Annotated in this window: 17 protein-coding genes and 5 pseudogenes; 6 read left to right on the forward strand and 16 right to left on the reverse strand. The window is 57.0% G+C overall.

What is annotated here, in order from left to right:
* Positions 1-42 precede the first annotated feature (42 nt).
* Complete coding sequence (locus tag R1T46_RS00745; protein ID WP_041332608.1) at positions 43-525, reverse strand: Rsd/AlgQ family anti-sigma factor; 483 nt, start codon at positions 523-525, stop codon at positions 43-45.
* A 105-nt stretch (positions 526-630) separates the two neighbouring features.
* Positions 631-1,137: a disulfide bond formation protein B gene (locus R1T46_RS00750; RefSeq protein WP_317307058.1), complete on the reverse strand. Its 507-nt coding sequence runs from the start codon at positions 1,135-1,137 to the stop codon at positions 631-633.
* Between the two features lie 161 nt (positions 1,138-1,298).
* Between R1T46_RS00750 and fliL the strand changes: the two genes are divergently transcribed.
* Positions 1,299-1,751, forward strand: coding sequence for a flagellar basal body-associated protein FliL (gene fliL, locus R1T46_RS00755; RefSeq protein ID WP_286811078.1), 453 nt, complete (start codon positions 1,299-1,301; stop codon positions 1,749-1,751).
* A gap of 36 nt (positions 1,752-1,787) precedes the next feature.
* On the opposite strand, the gene rmf is transcribed toward fliL, so the two are convergent.
* From rmf to R1T46_RS00775, 4 genes and pseudogenes are all read right to left on the reverse strand, one after another.
* The gene (gene rmf / locus R1T46_RS00760; protein WP_036202988.1) at positions 1,788-2,000 is read right to left on the reverse strand and encodes a ribosome modulation factor; all 213 of its coding nucleotides are present in this window, start codon (positions 1,998-2,000) and stop codon (positions 1,788-1,790) included.
* 153 nt (positions 2,001-2,153) lie between these two features.
* Entirely contained in the window at positions 2,154-3,707 is a 1,554-nt protein-coding gene (gshA, locus tag R1T46_RS00765; RefSeq protein ID WP_317307060.1) for a glutamate--cysteine ligase, read from the reverse strand.
* A gap of 68 nt (positions 3,708-3,775) precedes the next feature.
* A pseudogene (locus tag R1T46_RS00770) lies at positions 3,776-6,105 on the reverse strand (Tex family protein).
* 47 nt (positions 6,106-6,152) lie between these two features.
* A complete protein-coding gene (locus R1T46_RS00775; protein WP_317307061.1) occupies positions 6,153-7,889 on the reverse strand; it encodes an EAL domain-containing protein in 1,737 nt (578 codons plus the stop codon).
* A 143-nt stretch (positions 7,890-8,032) separates the two neighbouring features.
* On the opposite strand from R1T46_RS00775, the gene rep reads away from it, so the two are divergent.
* The 3 genes from rep (at position 8,033) to R1T46_RS00790 (ending at position 12,954) form a co-directional block, all read left to right on the forward strand.
* Positions 8,033-10,051: a DNA helicase Rep gene (rep, locus tag R1T46_RS00780; protein WP_317307062.1), complete on the forward strand. Its 2,019-nt coding sequence runs from the start codon at positions 8,033-8,035 to the stop codon at positions 10,049-10,051.
* A gap of 105 nt (positions 10,052-10,156) precedes the next feature.
* The gene (locus tag R1T46_RS00785; protein ID WP_317307063.1) at positions 10,157-12,406 is read left to right on the forward strand and encodes a galactose oxidase-like domain-containing protein; all 2,250 of its coding nucleotides are present in this window, start codon (positions 10,157-10,159) and stop codon (positions 12,404-12,406) included.
* Positions 12,407-12,423: 17 nt separating this feature from the next.
* Positions 12,424-12,954 carry a hypothetical protein gene (locus R1T46_RS00790; protein ID WP_286811076.1) on the forward strand — a complete coding sequence of 177 codons (531 nt, stop codon included), beginning with the start codon at positions 12,424-12,426 and terminating at the stop codon, positions 12,952-12,954.
* 81 nt (positions 12,955-13,035) lie between these two features.
* On the opposite strand, the gene R1T46_RS00795 is transcribed toward R1T46_RS00790, so the two are convergent.
* On the reverse strand, positions 13,036-13,449 hold the full coding sequence (locus R1T46_RS00795) for a c-type cytochrome (RefSeq protein ID WP_036205573.1): 414 nt from the start codon (positions 13,447-13,449) through the stop codon (positions 13,036-13,038).
* 195 nt (positions 13,450-13,644) lie between these two features.
* Here R1T46_RS00795 and R1T46_RS00800 point away from each other — a divergent pair, with 195 nt between their 5' ends.
* Positions 13,645-13,977 carry a hypothetical protein gene (locus R1T46_RS00800; RefSeq protein ID WP_317307064.1) on the forward strand — a complete coding sequence of 111 codons (333 nt, stop codon included), beginning with the start codon at positions 13,645-13,647 and terminating at the stop codon, positions 13,975-13,977.
* A 10-nt stretch (positions 13,978-13,987) separates the two neighbouring features.
* A complete protein-coding gene (locus R1T46_RS00805; protein ID WP_317307065.1) occupies positions 13,988-15,157 on the forward strand; it encodes a phospholipase A in 1,170 nt (389 codons plus the stop codon).
* Positions 15,158-15,319: 162 nt separating this feature from the next.
* On the opposite strand, the gene R1T46_RS00810 is transcribed toward R1T46_RS00805, so the two are convergent.
* The 9 genes and pseudogenes from R1T46_RS00810 to R1T46_RS00850 form a co-directional block, all read right to left on the reverse strand.
* The gene (locus R1T46_RS00810) at positions 15,320-16,678 is read right to left on the reverse strand and encodes a phosphomannomutase (RefSeq protein WP_317308244.1); all 1,359 of its coding nucleotides are present in this window, start codon (positions 16,676-16,678) and stop codon (positions 15,320-15,322) included.
* Positions 16,679-16,690: 12 nt separating this feature from the next.
* A complete protein-coding gene (gene bfr / locus R1T46_RS00815; protein WP_007153572.1) occupies positions 16,691-17,167 on the reverse strand; it encodes a bacterioferritin in 477 nt (158 codons plus the stop codon).
* Positions 17,168-17,296: 129 nt separating this feature from the next.
* The gene (locus tag R1T46_RS00820; protein WP_317307066.1) at positions 17,297-17,503 is read right to left on the reverse strand and encodes a bacterioferritin-associated ferredoxin; all 207 of its coding nucleotides are present in this window, start codon (positions 17,501-17,503) and stop codon (positions 17,297-17,299) included.
* Between the two features lie 96 nt (positions 17,504-17,599).
* The gene (gene pepQ, locus R1T46_RS00825; protein ID WP_213479980.1) at positions 17,600-18,892 is read right to left on the reverse strand and encodes a Xaa-Pro dipeptidase; all 1,293 of its coding nucleotides are present in this window, start codon (positions 18,890-18,892) and stop codon (positions 17,600-17,602) included.
* A pseudogene (locus tag R1T46_RS00830) lies at positions 18,885-19,310 on the reverse strand (LysR family transcriptional regulator); the annotation flags it as partial. The pseudogene R1T46_RS00830 and the gene pepQ, both read right to left, overlap by 8 nt.
* Positions 19,311-19,334: 24 nt before the next feature.
* Positions 19,335-20,237: pseudogene (locus R1T46_RS00835) on the reverse strand (IS3 family transposase); the annotation flags it as partial.
* A gap of 6 nt (positions 20,238-20,243) precedes the next feature.
* Positions 20,244-21,413 carry an IS30 family transposase gene (locus R1T46_RS00840; protein WP_317307067.1) on the reverse strand — a complete coding sequence of 390 codons (1,170 nt, stop codon included), beginning with the start codon at positions 21,411-21,413 and terminating at the stop codon, positions 20,244-20,246.
* 64 nt (positions 21,414-21,477) lie between these two features.
* Positions 21,478-21,723: pseudogene (locus R1T46_RS00845) on the reverse strand (transposase); the annotation flags it as partial.
* A gap of 67 nt (positions 21,724-21,790) precedes the next feature.
* Positions 21,791-22,276: pseudogene (locus R1T46_RS00850) on the reverse strand (LysR family transcriptional regulator); the annotation flags it as partial.
* Positions 22,277-22,286 lie beyond the last annotated feature (10 nt).

Here is a 22,286-nt window from a genome sequence, read left to right on the forward strand (position 1 = left end):
CCATTTCCTTCTGGAATCGGGGGGAGGTTTCAAGCCTTCACCTCAAGCCGACGACATTACCTTGTCAGCATGGGCATTGTGCAGATGCTCAATCAGGAAATCTTCCATCTCAAACCGGCTTTCCAGGGTTTCGCCGAGCTCTGATAACTGCTGGAACAAATCGCGAACTTCGCTTTCCGTCAGCGACTGCCCGTTAAGGCGATCATTGAAATTGAGCGCCGTTTCCGTGGTCTGTTCGATTTTTGGGTACAGCTTTGCCGCCAGCTCCAGCCCACCGTCGTTAAATTCACGGGCTTCCTGAACCAATTGCTCGTATATTTCGAAGTGCCCTGCCGACACGTAATCCACCAGCACCTCACACAGCTTGATAAATTTCGTGCGCAGCGCCTCCGTCTGGGAATAGTCCGTCGTACCGGACAAATCGCAGTAGTGTACCAGCAGTTCCTGCCTTTCTTTCAGCCAGCGATCAATCAGTTCGCTGACGCCACCCCAACGCTCCCTGGCATTACGGCAATTATCCAACATGACGCCTATCTCCGGTTACCGCGTTCTGGTTTGATTTCTGTTGTATCGAAACTCAAGTGTATCGAAACTCAAGTTACCCCATGCCAGCGGTCGGTCGCAACCGTTTCATCCCTGTATCCATTCCGGCTTTCTTGGGGGCCGGAACAGCATCACCAGGCCGACAATCACCAGCAACGAGAAAAAGATGGCCGTCCAGCCAGGAATACTGAGCCCCAGGAAACGCCAGGTCACTTCGGCGCAATCGCCCGTGCCTTTCAGCGCCGTGGTCAACACCTCCATCCAGGGCAACACATCCAGCATGTAATCCACCGAAGGCCCGCAGGCTGGCACCTGATCCGCCGGCAGGCTTTGAAGCCACAGTTGTCGACCCGCCATCGCCAGGCCCGCACCCGCGCTGACGGACAACAACAACCCGTAGACCCTTGCACCAAACCCATGGGGGCCGTGGAGCGATGCCAGGAGGCTGACGATGCCAGCAGCCATAAAACCGAATCGCTGCAGCCAACACAGAGGACAGGGTTCCAACCCCATAACATGCTCCATGTAGAGGGCCACACCAAGCAGCCCGGCGCACAGCAGGAATATCAGAAAGAAAACGGCTCTGGAGTTCAAAGGGGTACCTCGGGTCAACGTTCAGGTCAGTCTATCTCCCGCCTTGGGCGGTAAAGCATCGGATGCTGCAACCGCGCATCTAGCCTGCTATTCTCCCAGCATCAGGTGGCGGCTGCGTGCGCCCAGCTACTTAACCTTAAACCAATACGAACTTCAAGCCTATGACACTTAAGCCAAAGTACGTTCTGCTGGCCCTGTTTTTTGCCTTCCTCCTGGCTCCAACCGCCTCTGCCCAAGAGGACGAAGGGGGAGACGAGGCACAGGAAGAGCAGGAAAAGGAACCAGCAATCACGGACTACATCGAAATGGATCCGCCCTTTGTCACCCACGTGGGGGAACCGGGCACCAAACTGACCTACCTCAAGGCCGCGGTTACTATCAGGGCGTCGAAGGAAACCACTCGTCCGGCGGTGGAGGCACACATGCCCAGGCTCCGTCATGAGCTGGTGATGCTGTTCGGGGAGCAGACTGACGCAGAACAGTTGTCCTCGACCGAGGGACAGCAGTCGCTGCGTGAAGAAGCCACGAAGAGAATAAATACTGCACTGGAAGAGCAACAGACCGGTGAGAGCATTACCGGCGTGCTGTTTACGGAGTTCGTTGTTCAGAAGTGATACAACGGCCGGGTGAGCAAGCGGCAGGCGCAGGTATCAGGCGATGCGGGAGAACAGGTCGTCGACCGGCCGCGCCTCATTGGTAACCTGTTCAGCGTCTTCCCATCCTGCTTCCCAGGCGGCAACAACGACTTCTCCGCGATAGGGACAGCGGCTGCGTTCCATGCCCATAGAGGCGGCCATATAGCCCTGGCGATAGGCTTTATTCAGGGACTCAACATCCCACCCTAACTTGATGTCTCTGGCCATACCGGTTCTCCCTTTACCTGTAGCCACCATCAGATGCTGTCACTCTGCTTACAGAAATTAACAGCGCGAACCGAAGCTGACAAACGTTAATTACGTTTCTGTGCGACAGGTCCGGGGAGAGTGTGACGCCCGACCGGGAGGGGCACTCCCGGTTCAGGATTGCAGGTATTGTTCCAGGAATTCTCCAAACGGCTGGTTTTCGGCTTGCTCCATTTCATCCTGCTCGGAAAGCGAATCAGCGGTCATTTTTTCAAACGCAGCCATCACATCCGGCGACAGCCCTTCCTCTCGCAGCGTTTGCTGGTGCTGCCTGGACATTTCCAGCCCCCATTCCCGGTGACCCATGCCGGAAGCCTCCATGGCTTCAAGCACCTTCGCTGAAGGCAACTCTCGCGGATCGTCGAGCTTGGCACGCTGGTCATCCAGCGCTCGCCGATAGGTGGAATCTCCGTTCAAGCTGTCCAGCTGTTCTGCAAGGGGGGCGAGACGATCCATCAGGGCAACGGCAGCGTCACCAACCCGACCCCGTTCACCGGAGCGACAGATCGTCAGGTCCGGATTCCGGCCCTGAGCTACCACATCCTGATAATTGTCATCCAGGCGATCGCATTCGTCATCATCAATGCGCGGGCTGTCTGACAGTAGGCAATCCAGCAGGAACAGGTCAAGAAAATCGATTTGGCTTTCGTTGACGCCAACCGGGGAGAACGGATCCAGGTCCAGACAGCGCACTTCAATGTACTCCACGCCCCGTGACTCCAGAGCCTGTATCGGCTTTTCCCCACGCTCGGTGGTACGCTTTGGCCGCACGGCACTGTAATACTCGTTCTCAATCTGCAGCACGCTGGTGTTGATCTGGATGAATTCGCCGTCGCGCCGGGTTCCCATCTCTTCGTAGGCTGGCCACGGGGTATGAATCGCCCTGAACAGGGTGTCGGTGTAGGTCTTCAGTTCATTGAAACAGATGTTCAGCGATGCCTGAGCGTTGTTGTGATAGCCCAGATCGCCCATGCGCAGCGATGTGGCCTCGCGGCCATACCAGGTATCATCGCCAAACCTGCGAAGGTCATGACGTACACCCGCCACAAAGCTGGCATCCAGCGCCGGAGAGGCTCCAAACAGCAGCATCAACATCCAGCTGCGACGACGGAAATTGCGGATCAGCCAGAAATACTGGTCCGACTTGAAGTCCTGCAGGCTTTGCTGGTTACCAAGGGCCTCCTGCCAAAGCCTCCAGAAACTGTCAGGCAGCGACAGGTTGTAGTGGGCGCCGGCAATGCTTTGCATCATGCGGCCGTACCGCACGGCCAGCCCCTGGCGATACACATGCTTCAGACGACCGATATTGGCAGTGCCATACTCGGCAATGGGAATGCTCGCGTCGCCGTCCAGCTCACACGGCATACTGGCGGCCCAGAACACCTCATCCCCAAGATTGCACTGAACGAACCGATGGGTATCCCGGAGTGAATCGAGCATCCCTCGCGTGGTGTCGAATACCGGAGTAATCAGCTCCAACAGGGCTTCGGAGTAATCCGTGGTGATACGCGGATGGGTCAGTGTGGAACCCAGCGAGCGGGGGTGCGGAGTCTGTGCGATAAAGCCGTTGCGATCGACCCGCAGGCCTTCTTTCTCAACGCCTTTTCGAAATCCAGCCCATTGGTTGGCCGTGAACTGCTGAAAAAGCTGATGACGGGATTCACCCATGAATGACTCCTGCTTGAATGGCCGCCGGGAACACCGGCGGCCATTACGGTAGTGTGTGGCGGCGCGGGTTAACGGCCGTCTTTGCGAGCCGACGCCAGAGCCTGTGCCAGCGCTCCGGCCATGGCACCCTTTTGTCCGCTGTCTGCGCCTTTGTGGCGGTCATTTCTTGCGGAAGGTTTGCCACCTTTATTGCTGGAGCCGGCGCGGTTATCGGATTTCTCCCCGGGCTGGTCATCCATACGCATGGAAAGGGCAATCCGCTTTCTCGGGATATCCACATCCATCACTTTCACCTTGACGATATCCCCTGCCTTGACCACTTCCCTCGGATCTTTCACGAAGGTGTTCGACAACGCAGAGATGTGCACAAGGCCGTCCTGATGGACGCCAATGTCCACGAATGCGCCGAAGTTGGTCACGTTGGTGACCGAACCCTCCAGCACCATGCCTGGCTTCAGGTCATTGAGGGTTTCCACCCCCTCCTCGAAGCTGGCAAAGCGGAACTCCGGCCGGGGATCACGGCCCGGCTTCTCCAATTCCGTAATAATATCCTTTATTGTCGGCAGACCAAACTGTTCGGTGACATAGTCCTGCGGGTTCAACGAGCGCAGGAAATCGGCGTCGCCGACGATACCCTCAATCTTACGATTGTTCTGGCGGGCAATGGCCTCGACCACGCCATAGGCTTCCGGATGGACCGAGGAACGATCCAGGGGATTCTCCCCCCCGCAATGCGAAGGAAACCGGCCGACTGTTCAAAGGTACGATCACCGAGGCGGGAAACTTTAAGCAACTGCCTGCGATCACGGAATACGCCATTCTGATTACGGAAATCGACGATGTTCTGGGCGATGCTCTGGTTCAGGCCGGACACCCGTGCCAGCAGAGGGATAGATGCGGTGTTGAGATCCACTCCAACACCGTTAACACAGTCCTCCACCACGGCATCCAGGCTGCGGGCCAGTTGCACCTGAGACACGTCGTGCTGGTACTGCCCTACACCAATGGACTTGGGTTCGATCTTCACCATTTCCGCCAATGGGTCCTGCAGCCGGCGGGCGATGGAGACTGCCCCGCGAATGGTCACATCCAGATCCGGCAGTTCGCGGGAAGCGAATTCAGAAGCGGAATAGATCGAAGCGCCGGATTCGCTGACCACAATTCGCGCCAGCTTCAGTTCCGGGTAACGCTTGCTCAGGTCCGCGACCAGCTTTTCGGTTTCGCGGGAGGCCGTACCGTTACCAATCGCCACCAGCTCAATGCGGTACTGCCGGCACCAGTTCGCCAACTGTTCAATGGACTGATCCCACTGGTTGCGGGGCGCGTGTGGAAAAATACCACCGTGGCCCACCACCTGGCCGGTGCCGTCGATGATAGCCACCTTCACACCGGTGCGCAGGCCGGGATCCAGCCCCAGTGTGGCGCGGGGGCCAGCCGGCGCCAGCAATAGCAGATCCTTGAGGTTGGCGGCAAACACGTTGATCGCCTCGGTTTCAGCCGCTTCCCGCACTTGAGCCATGAGATCGGTTTCGATCTGGGTGGACAGCTTTACGCGCCAGGTCCAGCGCACCACTTCCGACAACCAGCGGTCGGCCGCACGGCCGTTGTCACGGATATGCCAGCGCGCGGCAATACGCTGTTCCGCCGGATGAGGCTGGCGGCGGTCGTCTTCCGCATCGCCGACCACGATGGAATAGGTGAGCATGCCTTCATTGCGCCCCCGAAGGATGGCAAGCGCGCGGTGTGATGGCACCTTCTTTAGTGGCTCGACATGGTCGAAGTAGTCTCGGAACTTGGCACCCTCATTCTCCTTGCCGTCCACCACGGCGACCTTGAGCTGCCCCTGCTGCCAGATAAAATCACGCAGTTCACCCAGGAGTTCCGCGTCCTCGGCAAAGCGTTCCATCAGAATGTAGCGGGCACCATCAAGCGCGGCCTTGGTATCGGCAACACCGGCTTCTTCATTGATATAGCCTTCCGCAGTGCTCTCTGGTTCCAGTGCGGGGTCGTCATACAGGGCATCGGCCAACGGTTCCAGGCCAGCTTCACGGGCAATCTGCGCCTTGGTCCGGCGTTTCGGCTTATACGGCAGGTAGAGGTCTTCCAGGCGGTTCTTGGTGTCCGCCGAATCGATGCTGGCACGCAATTCATCGGTCAGCTTGCCCTGCTCCTCGATGCTGTTGAGGATCGTGGAACGGCGGTCTTCCAGCTCCCGCAGATACCGCAGACGATCTTCCAGAGACCGTAACTGGCTGTCATCCAGCGAGCCGGTGACTTCCTTGCGGTAGCGGGCAATAAAGGGAACGGTGGCGCCACCGTCCAACATTTCAACGGTGGCATTCACCTGCTGTTCACGAACACCCAGTTCGTCAGCAATGCGCCTGATGATACTGTTCATGCAACCTCATCTGATGCTTACGAGTCAAAGCGCAAAGGTACAGCGGCTTATTGCTGCAGGCAAGCAGTGCGGCTACGGTTGTCCAGGAATTGCACAAGATCTGCCCATGGCATGGGGCGGGCGTAGTAGTAACCCTGAATTTCATCACAGTGTTGCTGTCGCAGGAACTCCAGTTGCCCTTCCGTCTCCACCCCTTCCGCGACCACGCTGATCTGCAGGCTATGAGCCAGGCTGATAATGGCACGAATGATATGCTCGGCGTCGGCAGACTGCCCCAGTTCCTGAACGAAAGACTTGTCGATTTTTACGAGGGAGATAGGCAGGTGCTGAAGGTTGCTGAGTGAGGAGAACCCGGTTCCGAAATCATCCAGGGCGAAACTGATACCCAGTTGATTGAGCTCCCGCAGACATCGCTGGGCATATTCCGGGTCGTGCATCATGGCGCTTTCCGTTAGCTCCAGCTCCAGCAGACTGGTGTCGACATTGGCATTGAATATAATGCGGAAAATGGTCTCAGTCATTTTGCGATCATGGAACTGACGGAACGAAAGGTTCACCGCGAAGACCAGCCCCGGATGCCCCAGATCGGAACACTCCTGCAGACGCTTGCAGGCCTGTTCAATCACCCAGTAGCCGATAGGAACGATCAACCCGCTGCGCTCTGCCACCGGGATGAATTCATCCGGGCCCACCAGCCCCCGTTCTGGATGATTCCATCGGAGCAGGCACTCCACCCCCCGAACTTCCTCGGACGCGAGATCAATGCGCGGCTGGTAATACACTTCCAGCTCATTGCCCCGCAGCGCATTACGGAGATCCGCCTCCAGGCGCAGCTGGTATCCTGCCGTTATGTGCAACTGACGATCGTAAAACCGGTAACTGGTGCCGGGGTCGCGCTTGGCCTCAAACATGGCGCGGTTGGCTCGTCGCAGAAGGTTCTCCGGGCTGTCACCTGCTTCCGGATAGGTGGCCACACCGAGGCTGGCACTGACGACGACGTTCTGACCATCAATGCCGAATGGTTCACCCAGCGTGGTCACGAGCTTGCGGATGATCTGGGTCAGATCCAGGGAGTCTTCCACCTTTTCAACAATGATCGCAAACTCGTCACCACCAATTCGCATCAGCGAATCCACTCGTCGCAGACTCTGTCGCAGCCGTTCCGCCAGCTTCAGCATGATCTGGTCACTCTTCTGATAGCCGAAGGATTCATTGAAGCTGCGGAAATCATCCAGATTGATGTGCAACAGTGCCAACCGCTGGCCGGCACGCTCAGCCCTCAGCAATGCCTGTTGCAGGCGATCAAAGAACAGGTCACGGTTGATAAAACCACTGGCCACTTCCCGACCCAACTGGCCGTGAGCCGACTCCGAAAGCTGCTGCCGGTACCAAAGGCAGCGTACCGCGCGACGCAGTCCCCACTCTTCCAACGACTGGCGGCTTAAATAGTCGGAAGCGCCATTGGCAAGCAGGTCACCAGCACGCTCGGAGGCCTGCTCGGCGCTCAGTGCCAGTACCGGTTTCTCGTTACTGGACACGGACAGATATTGCAGGAACGCGTCTTCGGAACCGCCATGAAACACGCAGTCCCAGAGGATAACGTCGAAGTGGGTATTGCGAATCAGATCATCGCAGTCGATAAGATCCGGGCACCAGGTCAGGTCCGGTTCCATTTCACGGTCACGTGACAGGAGCGAGCCCAGCCAGAGAAAATCCGCATACTCCGGTGTCAGCACCAGCAGCCGCACATGGCTGGGGTTGGATTGTTTTACTGCCAGGGTCATCAAGAAGCGTCCCGTTCCTCGTGATCAAACATCTCCGTTCCCTCAAGAATAGCTGATAGATCGTCAAGGTACAGCATGTCTGCCTGGTGTAGAATGTTTGCTTCCCAGGTTATCTCGGAATTTCCCGGATTGGCGAAATTATTGTGAACAAGCTCAACCCCCGACAGAGTGAAGCCGTCCGCTACGCGGAGGGCCCCATGCTGGTGCTTGCCGGTGCCGGCAGCGGCAAGACCAGTGTAATCACCCGCAAAGTGGCTTACCTGATCGAACACCTTGGCATTCCTGGGCGTCACATCGCCGCCGTGACCTTCACCAACAAGGCCGCGCGCGAAATGAAAGAACGTGTCGGGCGACTGGTGGACCGCAAACTGACCCGGGGGTTGATTGTTTCCACCTTCCATAACCTCGGGCTGAACATGATCCGCGAGGAGCACGAGCACCTGGGCTATCACCCCGGTTTTTCGATCTTCGATGCGGAAGACGCCAAGGCCCTGCTACAGGACCTGATGATGCGCGAGGCCAGCGCGGATGCCGGCGACGAACTGTCTGACGTGCAGATGACCATCTCGTCCTGGAAGAATGCCATGCGCAGCCCCCAGGATGCCTGGAGCCGGGCCGCTGATGAGCGGGAGCAGCGTATTGCCATCATTTACCGGCACTACAACGAATACCTGAAGGCCTATAACGCGGTGGATTTCGATGATCTGATCCTGCTGCCGGTACAACTGTTCCGCGATAATCCCGAGGTGTTGCAGAAATGGCGGCGGAAAATCCGCTACATGCTGGTGGACGAATACCAGGACACCAACCTTTGTCAGTATGAGTTGGTCAAGCTGCTGGTGGCGGAACGGACCGCCTTTACCGTCGTTGGAGATGATGACCAGTCGATCTATGCCTGGCGCGGTGCCCGGCCTGAAAACCTTGTTCAACTCAAGGAAGACTTCCCTAGCCTCAAGATCGTCAAACTGGAACAGAACTACCGTTCCACGGTTCGCATCCTCCGTTGCGCCAACACGGTCATCGCCAACAACCCCCACGTGTTCGAGAAAGCCCTGTGGAGCGATCATACGACCGGCGACGAGCTAAGAATCGTTCGCTGCCGCAATGAGGACGCTGAAGCCGAACGGGTGGCCACGGAAATCCTCGACCAGAAACTCAAGAAAGGCCTGGCCTTCCGGGACTTCGCCGTGCTCTATCGGGGCAATCACCAGGCACGGCTGCTGGAAATGAAACTGCAGGCCTACCAGATTCCCTATCACATCTCCGGTGGCCAGTCGTTCTTCTCCAAGAACGAAATCAAGGACGCCATGTCCTATCTGCGTCTTTTGGTGAACCCGGATGACGATGCAGCGTTCCTTCGCGTCGTCAACGTGCCCCGCCGCGAGATCGGCCCCCGCACGCTGGAACAGCTCAGCCATTACGCCCGCTCCCGCAACGTCAGCCTGTTTCGTGCCCTGGGCGATATGGGTGCCGAAACCCATGTCACCGAGAAGGGGCTGGACCGTCTGCGGCGCTTCGCTCACTGGGTGGACAACACCTGCGAGCGCCTGCACCGCGAAGATCCGATTCCGGTGATCAAGCAGTTGTTCACCGACATTGAGTACGAGGAATGGCTGCACCTGCATTCCGGCTCGCCGAAACAGGCAGAACGACGGATGGAGAACATCTGGTACCTGGTGGAATCCATCCAGCGCATGCTGGACGATGGCAAGGGTACTGCCGACGAAATGGGCATTGAAGATGCCATCAGTCGGCTAATCTTGCGTGACATGATGGAGCAGCGCGAAGAAGAGGACGACAGCGACAAGGTCCAGCTGCTGACCCTCCACGCCTCAAAAGGCCTGGAATTCCCCCACGTCTTCATCATGGGCCTGGAAGAGGAAATACTGCCCCACCGCTCCAGCATTGAGGAAGGCAATGTCGAGGAAGAACGACGACTGATGTACGTGGGCATCACCCGAGCCCGGGAAACCCTGACCCTTAGCTTTGCCGCTCAGCGAAGACAGTACGGAGAGAAACTGGAAACCATTCCAAGCCGGTTTCTCGATGAACTGCCCGAGGCCGACCTAAGATGGGAGGGCACCGGCGACCTGGACGTAGAGGCCAACCAGCAAAAGGGCAAGGCTACCCTCAGCGCGTTGCTTGGCGACCTGGGGAACTGAATTTCACGTTTTTTCACAATCTCTGCAACTTTATGACCTCCTGATCCGTAACTGCCCAGGGGACTCCGTTCCCCGCGCACACAAAAACAACATCAGGAGGACATTATGTCCCGTCTATCCAACCGATTGTCGACCGTCACCGGCTCACTGCTGCTGGTGGCTGTCGGGTCGACACCCGTCAACGCTGGCCTGCTCGGCAACCTTCTTGGCGGATCCGCAGATAATTCGTCAACGCAGACCGAAACATCTGCAGCACAGAAGGGCGCATTCAGCGATCCCTTTGCCGAGCCCACCATCATCGTGGATGGAGAAGAAATTCAGACTGATGAGAAATGCATCACCCGAAGTGATGGCATGGACGAATGCAAGCCTGCCGCCGGCACCATGGCGCTTCTCAAGGATGGACGCCTGCTTTACCTGAACGCTCTTGAAGGCACGGAAAACGTCGAGCTATCGATCGTCGCCGAATTCGGCGAAGTGTCCGTCAACGACCAGACCCGTGTCCTGTCCCTAAACGAAAACGACAACCCATCCTGGCTGAAACCAACACCCCTGGATGCCGGCGCCAACCCGGACGGTAACGACAGCGAAACCCTGCTCAACGGCACGGACCTGGATGGCCTGATCGATACGGCCGACAACACCAGTAAGAATGACGGTGCGCTTTTCTGTTCTGACGTGATTGGGCTGGCCAATGGCAACGTGATGGCCGTTGGCGGCACCGACTACTATTCAGAGCCAGGCATTGACGGCCTGCCTCTGGGGGTTGCCGAACTGGAGGGCATCAAGAACTCCAGAATTTTCGACGAAGAGACGAACACCTGGAGCCAGAGTGGCGATATGACCTTCGGTCGCTGGTATCCATCGCTCGTTACCATGGGCAACGGCAACGTCTTCGTCGCCAGCGGTGTCACCAAGCTGCTGAAGCCAGTGTACCCGGATGAGCCACTGAACAGCGGACGCAACGTGGTGCAAACGGAGACCTACGACCCCTGCGCCGGCGCCTGGACGCAGAACCCGTCCACCGCTGATCGCTCCTTACCGCTCTATCCACGCATGCATCTGCTGCCGAATGGACACATCTTCTACAACGCTGGTGGCCAGGCCTTCAACCCATTCGGCCAGGGTTACGACCAGGCATTGTGGAACATTGTTGCCAGCTTCAACCCGGATACCCAGCGCTGGAACGACATTGGCTATGCAGGCCTCCCACTAAGGCTGGATGAAGCCGGGCTGGGGCAGTTGAGCAGCACCCTGAACATCACCAACCTGTCTCTTGACCAGGTCGGCTCACTGCTTGGCGATGTTCTCGACTCGCCCACGGATTTGCTGACCAGTGCGGCCGATCTTGGGGTATCTGAAGACGATCTGCGCATGGCGATCGCCGGTGGTATGCGGGGCTCCACGTCGTCCACCATGTTGCCGCTGAAACCAGACGCCAGCGGTAACTACAATGAAGTGGAACTGCTGACCGCGGGCGGCGTACCCAGTTATGCAGTACTGACGAACCCCGGCGGCTACCTGCCCACCGACCAGACCCGCATCGATACCGTCACCACCAACGGCGACGAAATCGGCTACGAGTCGCGTTTGGCCGGACCACTGAATCAGCCTCGCTGGTACGGCACAAACGTTGTGATGCCCGACGGCACCGTGATGGTGTTCAGCGGCGGCAATCGCGACGGTGTGGTAGCGCCCGGCCTGGAAGGCCCGATCCGCACTGCCGAGCAGTTCAACCCTGAAACCGGAGAATGGACGGAAATGGCTACTGGCCACCGTGCCCGCACCTACCACAACACTGCGGTACTGATGGAGGACGGCCGCGTTATGGTTGCCGGCCACTCACCGATCAACACCGCTTACCTGACGTTCGTGGATCTTCAGGATTTCGGACTCGCACCCTATGACGGCCGCGACCCGAGTTTCGAAATCTACACGCCACCCTACGCCATGCGGGACGACCGCCCCATAATCAGAAGTGCACCCAGCAATCTGACCATTGGCGACCGATTCAACATCAAGGTCGACCAGGTGGATCAAATCGACAAGGCACTGCTGATTCGACGCACGGTCATGACCCACGTCATTGACGGTGACCAGCGCGCCATTGAGCTGGTCATGGAGCAGGGTCCTGGCAACAAGCTGACTCTGACCATGCCCGACAACCACAACGTGGTGCCCGCCGGCGAGTACATGCTGTTCGTCAGCAAGGACACCGCAGATGGCCGCGTGCCCTCGGTGTCCGCGCCGATCACTGTGGTGAATGAGAATCTCGCCTGCATGGCGCCCACGCAGGTGGCCAGCGATACCACCACCAGCGGTGGCATCATTGAGTCAACCCTCGAGCTGCTGTGACCGTCAGGAGGATTGTTATGAAACACATCGAACAGGTCGGAGCTCGCCTGGCGGCCCCGGTGTTGTTCGGCCTGGTGTCCCTGTCAGCCTCCGGGCAGGCAGGGGCCCACGGTGCACTGGAGACAGAGGACGTTCCGGACGGCATCGTAAAGGCTCGAATAGCCCATCAACCCGACATTCCCGGACTCAGTGCAATCATTCTGGATGCACCGCGCCCGGGCATATTGCTTCGATATCAAGGTGAAGAACCTCTGACCGTATTGGGCACGGACGGGGAGGCGTTTATACGATTTACCCGAACCGAAGTCACCGTTAATACGGAGAGCCCCAGTTGGAAAGCGCTACCAAACCAGTCGGCGGAAACGAGCCAGACGTCCTGGGTGACAATGTCTCAATCCGGCGCTTTTGGCTGGCTGGACTCCCGGCTCAATGTTCTGCATGACAGCAACAGCGCAGATGGACCCAAAACCTGGTCAATTGCAGTGACAACGCCCAAAAACGGCACTGAGCGAATCGAAGGGCAACTGACCTATATGCCCATTCACTAACGGGCGAACATTCCGCTAACCAATAAAAAGCCCCCGTAATATCGGGGGCTTTTTGATCTACCGTGGGCCGGAGTACAGTTGCTACTGGCTGGCCTCAACCATGTGCTCGACGGCGCTCTCGATTTCCTCATCAGAGCACCCGGAACAACCGCCCTTGGCCGGCATGGCATTGAAGCCGTTGATCGCGTGATTGACCAGTGTGTCCAGTCCTTTTTCAATACGGGGTGACCATGCGGCTGTGTCGCCCTTCTTGGGAGCGCCTGCCGCGCCAGTGCTGTGGCAAGCGGTACAGGCTGCATCGTAAACGTCACTTCCAGAACGAGGGCCCGAGCTTGCGCTTGCAGATGGAGCAGCTGCCTGCCCACAGTCTTCACCCTGGACGCACACTTCGCCAACCGGGGCAATGCGAGCACGAATTTCATCTTCAACATTGGCCATTACGGCACCTGCGGTCAGGCCGAAACCAAGCAATACGGCAGCCAGGACTCTCTTCATCATCACAATGCACCTCACAATTGGGCGTTATAATCGTTTGTGCCAGCATTATAGCGACTGAGGCAGGTCAAAAAAACCAAACTGCAAAATGAACCCCCGATTTCAATCAATTTTCGTTGCCATTTCGTAAGTCAGAGGGCTCCGAAAGCACTTTCCGGGTACCATGCACCAAACAGATACTGAGGGTTAGAATGTATGCCTGACACAAACCAGCCACACCCCTGGCGAAAGCCATTACTGATCACCGAGTTTACGGCGGTAGCCATACTGCTGGTGTCCATGGGCTGGTTTTCCAGCCGCGCGGAAGATGGCACCGCGCTGAGCCCTGTGTGGCTGTTGATCCCTGCCGCCGCAAGCCTGGCGGTGTTCATCAGTTTTATCGGGCTGATGTACCTGCGCTGGGTGGTTGCAGCGGCTGCGGAACGCAAACCCCGGCACAAAATCGTTTTTTCCCTGCTTGTACTCACGCTGCTCGGAGTATGGGCGTACGGCGTTGCCAACACCTGGATCAGTCTTTCCAACGCATAAGGACAGGATCATGCCCATTGTCTATCGCCATCGCGCTTCGAGGCTGGCTGGTTTGTTGTTGTCTCTGCATCTGTTCGCGCCAGCGACGGTCAATGCACAGGACGGGACGTCCGATCATCGGAGTTTCGAAGGCGTTAACCCAGAGCAGTGCGCCCTGATCAAGGATGGCGTGCAGCGCCTGGCGTGCTATGACGCGATCAATGATCCCGCCACGGCTCGAAACGGTGCCTCTGACGACAGCCTGGAAGCCATCGACAAATCAACAGAAGCACTGCAGTACCGGGACGCGACCAGCGCAGAAGATGGTGATGCCACTTTTGAGGATGTCGAAAGCACTGCGCAGAGGAAGGAAGGCGATGACACCGGCGTGATGTCGGCGATCCTGAACCGTTATGTCGCCGCAGAGAAGGCTATTTTCTCGTTTTCCGGCAGTTTTGTTGGCCATCGGCCGATGTATATCCTGCCGTTCAGCTATATGAAGAATGCCAATCGTGAACCCACAAATCCGAGACTGGGCGCAACCGATTACGACTATGGCATCGACAACCAGGAAGCCAAGTACCAGATCAGTTTCAAGGTACCCTTGTTGACTGGCTGGCTGGATGACCGCACGACGCTCTGGTTCGGCTACACCCAGAAATCGTTTTGGCAGGTGTATAACACGGATGACTCAGCGCCATTCCGGGAAACCAATTATGAGCCGGAAGTCTTTGTACGCTATGAGACGAATTATGACCTGGGCCCTGGCAGGCTGAATGGTGTCACGCTGGGCTTTAATCATGAGTCCAATGGCCAGTCGGAACCCCGTTCCCGCAGTTGGAACCGGATCGTGGGGTCGGCAGCCTACAGCTATGATCGCTGGCTGTTCATCCTTCAGCCCTGGTATCGACTGCCGGAGGATGACAGCGAGGACGACAATGAGGATATTGAGCGCTATCTGGGCTATGCGAACTACATGGCGATCTACAAGTGGAGTGAGGATCGGACGCTGTCGATGAAGCTGATGAACAACTTGCGGTCAGACAACAAGACGTCGATTGAGTTGGGTTATAGCTTTCCGATGGGGGATACGATCAAGGGGTATGTCCATTATTACAATGGCTATGGTGAGAGTCTGATTGACTACAATGAGCGGATTCAGCGGATTGGTATCGGGGTTATGTTGAACGACTGGCTTTGAGTGGTTCCCGGCTTTTGCCATTGGTGCAAGACAGTCCGTCATGGTTCCCTCTCCCGAAACACGCTCCTTGCGGCACATCCATGTGACGCTTGGGCTTCGCCATCCATGGCTCCGCACAGTTTCGGGAGAGGGAACCATGCCGGCCTGCCCCAAAATTCGGAGTTAGCCTTTCTCGTTTAGCCTTTGCATTTCCGCCAGCAGCTCTGCCGTTTTTTCCTTCATCAACGCAATATCCCCCCTCGATTCCACGTTCAGGCGAACCACCGGTTCGGTGTTGGACATTCGCAGGTTGAACCGCCAGTCGTCGAATTCGATGCTGGCACCGTCGACGTGGCTGACACTTTTGGCGCCCGGGCTGTATTTGGCCTCTATGGCGGCAATGACCTTGGGGGGATCATCGATCGTGCGGTTGATTTCGCCGCTGGCCGGATAGGCCTCGATTCGGGCGTCTATCAGGGAGGACAGCGTCTGGCCGGACTGGCACAGGCGTTCGGCGACGAGCAACCAGGGGATCATGCCGCTGTCGCAGTAGGCGAAGTCGCGGAAGTAGTGGTGGGCGCTCATTTCGCCGCCGTAGACTGCATCTTCGTCGCGCATGCGTTGTTTGATGAAGGCGTGGCCGGTTTTGCTTTCGATGGCTTCGCCGCCAACGGCGTTGACGAGGTCGATGGTGTTCCAGGTCAGTCTTGGGTCGTGGATGACTTTACCGCCGCCGGTTTTGCGGAGGAACTGGTCTGCCAGCAGGCCGACAATATAGTAGCCCTCGATGAAGCGGCCGTTTTCGTCAAAGAAGAAGCAGCGATCGTAGTCGCCGTCCCAGGCAATGCCCATGACAGCGCCATACTCCACAACCGCATCCGCGGTGGCGGCGCGGTTTTCTTCCAGAATGGGGTTGGGAACACCGTTCGGGAAATGACCATCGGCCTGGTGGTGCACTTTGACGAAATCGAACGGCAGGTGTTGTTCCAGCTCGTCGATAATCAACCCGGCCCCGCCGTTACCAGCGTTGACCACGATGGTTTTGGGCTTGAGCGATCCTGCCGCTATATAACCCAACAGGTGATCGATATAGGCGGTAACCACTTCCAACGGCTCATATCGCCCCTGTTCCGGCGCATCACCGAAGGGCTCAGGCACCCGGTCACGGATGTCATTCAGGCCGTTGTCGGAACTGATAGGGCGCGAGTCCGGCCCCACCATCTTCATGCCATTGTGATCACGCGGGTTGTGGCTGGCGGTGACCATGATGCCGCCGTCCATTTTGTAATGGCTGGTGGCGAAGTAGACCAGCTCGGTACCACACAGGCCGATGTCGAAAACGTCGGCACCGGCGGCCATAAGGCCGGAGCAGAGGGCGTCGGCGATGTCACGGCTGGACAGCCGGATGTCGTAGCCGACGATGACTCTTTTCGCCCCCGTCACTTCCACATAGGCGCGACCGATGCGTTCGGCCAGCTCTGGGTTAAGCTGGTCCGGCACTCGGCCACGAAGGTCATAGGCTTTAAAACAGGACAGATCCATTGTCACTGATGTTTACTCCGCGGCGGACGACTGAAGCTGGATGTAGTTCTGGATACCCATCTTGCCGATCATGTCGAGCTGGGTTTCGAGCCAATCAATGTGCTCTTCTTCGCTGTCGAGGATGCCACGGAACAGTTCACGACTGGTGTAGTCCTTCACCTGCTCACAATGAACAACCGCATCTTTCAGGTCCTGATGGGCGATCATTTCCAGTTTGAGGTCACAGGACAGCATTTCCTCGACGTTTTCACCGATCAGCAGCTTGTTTAGGTCCTGGAGGTTAGGTAGCCCTTCCAGAAACAGGATGCGTTCGATCAGCAGATCCGCATGCTTCATTTCGTCGATGGACTCTTCGTATTCCTTGTCCGCCAGTTTGGTGATACCCCAATCCTTGTACATGCGGGAATGGAGGAAGTACTGGTTGATGGCGGTCAGCTCGTTGGCGAGTACTTTATTCAGGAACTGGATGACTTTCTTGTCGCCTTTCATGACGGATCTCCTTTCGTGAGTGTGCGATCCTTACAAGGATAGTCTTTCACGCGGGGAGAAAAAATCACATTTAGGAATCAGGTGCAGGCAAGAACGGATTCCGCACTCTCCCTATCACTACCCTATCCGTCAGGCGGGCTGGGCTAGCATGTCAGCCATGGCCAGGTAATCGGGGGTGCGGCTTTCGCGGAGAATCTCCCGTGCTGTAAAGGCACAACGACCGCATTGCGTGCCAACACCGAGCTCCTTGCCAAGCTGGCGCATGGAACTGACGCCATTGTCGGCGGCTTCACGGATTTCTCGGTCTGTTACACCATGGCAGAGGCATACATACATAGGAGCATCTCACTAACGATAACAAAGCTAGTGATAATTATTGTCATTTGCATGCAGCTTTGCAAGCCCAAAGAGCGATTTTTGTGCAAATTCTTTTTAACCGCCCGCCTCACGGGTCAGGTTTCTGGCGCCATCGTGTGTAACGACCACATTATCCTCAATGCGAATACCGCCGCACCCTCGTAATTCATCGATCACTGAACGGTTAAAGTTCTTCCCCAGTGGCCCATCCAATACCGGGTCCAGCAATGAAGGAATGATATAAAGCCCCGGCTCTATGGTGACGACCATGCCTGCCTCCAGGGTCCGGGTCAGGCGTAGGAATGGGGCGTCTGACGGCGGCGGTTCTTTCTTGCCAGAGACGTCATGCACCTGAACTCCCAGGAAATGACCAATACCGTGCGGAAAGAACGCCCTGGTAACGCCCTGCTCCACCAGGGTTTCGTCATCCACCCCCTGAACCACTCCGGCGGCATTCAACAGTGCCGCAATGCCTTGGTGGGTCTTGCGATGGATCGCCACATACTCCACGCCGGGTGCAACCATCCCGCACAGCCGTTGCTGCAATTGTTCCAGCCCCTGAATCAACGCGGCAAAACGTCTTTCCCCTGTCCCGGGCGTGGTGCGAGTAATGTCGGAACAGTAACCGCGAAAACGGACACCGGCGTCGATCAGAAGGCTGCGGGGACGCGCAGGGGCTTCGGTGTCATAGTATTGGTAATGCAGGGTGCCGGCGTGTTCATTCACGCCGATAATACTGTGATACGGCGCTTGGGCTTCACGCTGCCCGGTCGTCTGCTGGTAGGCCAGGTTTATTTCAAACTCACTGCCTCCGTCCAGAAACGTCTTTCGGGCCGCCCAGTGGCCCTGCATGGCAATGTGGTTGGCACGAGCCAGGCAGGCTATTTCATACGGGGTTTTATGCACCCGGGTTTCGTCCAGAGCAGACAACAGGCCCTCCGGATTATGCTCCCCATCAACCCCGGACAACTGGGACGGGTCGCCCACAACGGCAAGCCTGCCATCGAAGTTCATTACCGGCGCTTCCCGACGATCACTGGAACGCACCTCCATCGACTGCAGCCAGGGCTCGTCCGGCAATTCCGGAGTGGCATGCCAGAAGTCCACGGGGTGATAAAGACTGAGCAGCGGCTTATGCCCGGGCCGGATAAGTAACCAGCTGTGTTCCTGCCCGGTCAGCCCGGTCCAGTGCAGGAAGGGGCCATAGCCCTGAAAATGCCATGCCTGGTCGTCACCATAACGCACGGGTGCGGCGCCGGAACTGATCAGCAGACCGTCATAACCCTGCTCGGCGATGGCGTGCTCGTAACGCTGCTGAAGCGTGCGAATATGGTCCGTCTGCAGTGACAGTAACTCGATGTCAGACATGCTTGCTTTCCAGTGTTTTCCAGAGGGTTAGCAGATCGTCGGAACGGGGCTCACGCAGGCGAATCAAGCGGATCTCCAATGGCACATCGCAACGTTTGTCCCCGGCCCGGGTAAGACTGCCGAAACGCTCGCTCTTTTCCGTCATTCGTTGTGGCAGCCACCCCATGCCAAAGCCCTGTTTTACCAGCGCCTTGATACCGGCCGATTGGGTATTTTCATTCAGTGGCAACAAGTTGGCTGGCAGCTTGCATCTGTTCAGATGCCCCTCAATGGCAGACTGCAGGAACCCCCGGGAGTGATAGGCAATCAGCGGGACGGGCTGCTCCGGCGTGCCCGGCAGCGCAAATCGTGGTTGCCCGTTTTCATCGGCCACACTTACAGGCACCAGAAATTCCCTCGCCAGCGTCACCCATTCGTAGCGGTCTGGCAAGCCCCCGATATCTTAGACACCTGACAGCTTTGTGAAGTACTGCTTTTCGAAGTCCACCGGCGACAAGCCACCGTTGTTGCCGTGACGGCGAACCGGGTTATAAAACATCTCGATGTAATCGAAGATATCCTGCCGGGCTGTTTCCCGATCCTTGTAGATTTTCCGCTTCACTCGCTCACTTTTGAGTAATGAGAAGAAGCTTTCCGCAACCGCATTGTCGTGACAGTTTCCGCGACGGCTCATACTGGGCTTCAAACGGTGGTCCTTCAGGAAATCTCTCCATTCACGGCTGGTGTATTGAGAGCCTTGATCTGAATGAATCAGAACCTCGTGTTTCGGTCTGCGCCTCCAGGAGGCCATGAGCAAGGCGTCCATTACCAAATCCGTCGACATTCGCGGCTTCATGGACCAGCCCACAATTTGCCGGGAGAACAAGTCCAGAACGGTGGCGAGATACAAAAATCCCTCGTGGGTACGAATGTAGGTAATGTCAGTCACCCATCGCTCATTTGGTTTCTGGGCCTCAAAATCTCGATCCAAATGATTGGGCGCAACATGCGCTGGCTCTCCGCCGTAGTAGCCTTTGTGGCGCTTGTAGCCGCGCTGAGCACGGATACCTTCGGCCTTCATTAATCGGTACACCCGATTCTTACTGCACCTCTCGCCGAGGTCTTTGAGATCAAGGGTGATATTTCGGTAACCGTACACGCCACCACTTTCGAGCCAAGCCTGTTTGATCAGCCCCACCAAGCGACGGTTGGCCTTGGCGCGAGGACTTTCCGGTTTATGCAGCCAGGCATAGAAGCCACTGAAATGGACGCCCAGAACCCGGCACATGACACGGACTCGAAATTCACTCTGGTGAGCCCTGATGAAGCGATACTTTACTTGGACTCCTTGGCAAAGAACGCTGCGGTGAGTTCAACCGGTCAATGCAAATATGCTTTGCAGCTTTTCAGCAGGTGTCAGGTAGTCGAGTGTTTTCCTCGGCCGCTCATTCAGTTTCCTCGCAAACGCATCTAACTGCTCCTGAGAATAACCCGAGATATCAGTCTTTTTGGGGAAATACTGGCGCAATAGCCGATTTGTGTTTTCGTTGCTACCTCGTTGCCATGGGCTCTGTGGGTCACAGAAATATACCTGCATGTCGGTTGCCAACGTAAATGCCTTGTGGTTACCCAGCTCACCCCCTCGGTCCCAGGTCAGGCTTTTCTTAAGTTCCTCTGGGAGGCGGCCAACCTCTCGACAAAGTGCCGAAACAACGCTCGCCGTGTCTTTGCCTGCAACGTGTACCAGCATGGTAAAACGAGACTGCCGTTCGACAAGCGTTGCAATGTGCGAGTTCTTGGAACCGGATATCAGGTCGCCTTCCCAATGGCCTGGTATGGCCCTGTCTTCAACGTCTTTTGGTCGGGCACGGATAGATACTGCATCCGAGATGCTGGTGCGAGATTCCTCCTCTTCAGAGCTTCTGTGCCGTGACCTGCGCATACCGCGTCTTGAGCGAAGATGCTTAACAAGCTCTTTCTTCAGAACACCTCTGGCCTGAATAAAAAGACTCCGGTAAATCGTTTCGTGGGACACATGCATCGACCTATCATCCGGGAACTGACGCTTTAACCAGCCTGCTACTTGTTCCGGAGACCAGTCAAGACGGAGCTTTGTGGCGACGGCAATCCGAAGTGCCTCATTCAGTGCAAGCGAGCATTTCTTAGGTCTCTTTGACTGAGCCCAGGCACGCTGATCTGCCAGGTTCGCTCGGTACTCGCTTCTCCCACCGTTACGATGCACCTCGCGACTGACGGTTGATGTGGACCGTTCGATCAGCTCAGCAATTTGGCTCAAACTCAGGCCAGCTGAGAGGCCTCGTGAGATCTCCTCTCGCTCGGCAGTGCTGAGCACCCTGGCGGATCTCGACCGTCCAGATGGTGCAATACCTCCGTGGATCGCAAGCATTCCAGTGATCGACCCTGCATGTTTTCCCAGGGCCCTCCCAATCTCACTGAGCGACTGGCCTTTTTTCCACCTATCCCATAGCTCCTGCTTCTGCTGTGGAGTTAGCCCTCTGACTTTTGAAACATACTGCTGCATCCTGAAAGCTCCGGTGAACACCAACGTGCATTATGTTGCACTGACCGGTTGAATCTACCGCGGCCTTTTTTAGTATGTCGCGCTCCTCGCTGACCCGGCGCAATTCCGCTCTGAGCTTGCGCAGCTCTTCCTGCTGTTCGCTGATTTGTTGGTGTTGGCTTCCAGCATCGCCGTATAGCTTGATCCATTTGTGCAGGCTGGCCGAGGTAATCCCCAGTCTCCGGCACACATCAGTCACTTTATAGCCACGCTCAGTAACTTGTTTGACCGCTTCGATTTTGAATTCTTCGGAGTAGCGCTTTCCGCTCATTACCAACACCTGTAGATTTGCGTTTAGTGTAACGCTATCAGGCGTCTACTGTATCGGGGGCTTGCCAGTCCTCGCTCAGATGATCCTTCCAGGGCAGATCCTCATGCCAGTAGCACAGCACCAGGTCACATTCGCCGCTATCCAGCGCATCCAGAAACTGCTCCCCCACCCAGTTGGTGGCTTTCAGGTTCAGTTGTAGCCGCTCGGCCAATCCCTCCTGCCGGGCCCACCCCTGATAAAAGTGGGAAAACAGCCCCTGGGTTGATCCCACACTGATCCGGGCAGACGCCTCGGACTCCATGTCGCTGATCCGGTCTTTGGTTTCACGAACGTCCCGCGTTACGCGCTCGCACAGCTCAACGAAAGCCTCCCCCGCCGGTGTCAGCGACAATGGCAGGGTCTGGCGGTTGATCAGTGTTGCCCCCATGGCTTCCTCGAGAAGCTTGATGCGGCGGCTGAACGTCGGCTGGCTCACATGCTGCAGTTCAGCGGCACGTGAGAAATGACGCGTTCGGGCCAGCGCCATGAAGTCTTCAAGCCAGCGTATTTCCATGGTGTTACCA

Origin of the sequence: Marinobacter salarius (genome assembly GCF_032922745.1) — a bacterium.
Classification (GTDB): Bacteria; Pseudomonadota; Gammaproteobacteria; order Pseudomonadales; family Oleiphilaceae; genus Marinobacter.

What these genes read in the sequence shown, in the direction of transcription:
- R1T46_RS00745 (WP_041332608.1), bottom strand. Translation starts at nt 525, where the DNA reads ATGTTGGATAATTGCCGTAATGCCAGGGAGCGTTGGGGTGGCGTCAGC.
- fliL (WP_286811078.1), top strand. Translation starts at nt 1,299, where the DNA reads ATGACACTTAAGCCAAAGTACGTTCTGCTGGCCCTGTTTTTTGCCTTC.
- rmf (WP_036202988.1), bottom strand. Translation starts at nt 2,000, where the DNA reads ATGGCCAGAGACATCAAGTTAGGGTGGGATGTTGAGTCCCTGAATAAA.
- gshA (WP_317307060.1), bottom strand. Translation starts at nt 3,707, where the DNA reads ATGGGTGAATCCCGTCATCAGCTTTTTCAGCAGTTCACGGCCAACCAA.
- R1T46_RS00775 (WP_317307061.1), bottom strand. Translation starts at nt 7,889, where the DNA reads ATGACCCTGGCAGTAAAACAATCCAACCCCAGCCATGTGCGGCTGCTG.
- R1T46_RS00785 (WP_317307063.1), top strand. Translation starts at nt 10,157, where the DNA reads ATGTCCCGTCTATCCAACCGATTGTCGACCGTCACCGGCTCACTGCTG.
- R1T46_RS00790 (WP_286811076.1), top strand. Translation starts at nt 12,424, where the DNA reads ATGAAACACATCGAACAGGTCGGAGCTCGCCTGGCGGCCCCGGTGTTG.
- R1T46_RS00795 (WP_036205573.1), bottom strand. Translation starts at nt 13,449, where the DNA reads ATGAAGAGAGTCCTGGCTGCCGTATTGCTTGGTTTCGGCCTGACCGCA.
- R1T46_RS00800 (WP_317307064.1), top strand. Translation starts at nt 13,645, where the DNA reads ATGCCTGACACAAACCAGCCACACCCCTGGCGAAAGCCATTACTGATC.
- R1T46_RS00805 (WP_317307065.1), top strand. Translation starts at nt 13,988, where the DNA reads ATGCCCATTGTCTATCGCCATCGCGCTTCGAGGCTGGCTGGTTTGTTG.
- R1T46_RS00810 (WP_317308244.1), bottom strand. Translation starts at nt 16,678, where the DNA reads ATGGATCTGTCCTGTTTTAAAGCCTATGACCTTCGTGGCCGAGTGCCG.
- bfr (WP_007153572.1), bottom strand. Translation starts at nt 17,167, where the DNA reads ATGAAAGGCGACAAGAAAGTCATCCAGTTCCTGAATAAAGTACTCGCC.
- R1T46_RS00820 (WP_317307066.1), bottom strand. Translation starts at nt 17,503, where the DNA reads ATGTATGTATGCCTCTGCCATGGTGTAACAGACCGAGAAATCCGTGAA.
- pepQ (WP_213479980.1), bottom strand. Translation starts at nt 18,892, where the DNA reads ATGTCTGACATCGAGTTACTGTCACTGCAGACGGACCATATTCGCACG.
- R1T46_RS00840 (WP_317307067.1), bottom strand. Translation starts at nt 21,413, where the DNA reads ATGCAGCAGTATGTTTCAAAAGTCAGAGGGCTAACTCCACAGCAGAAG.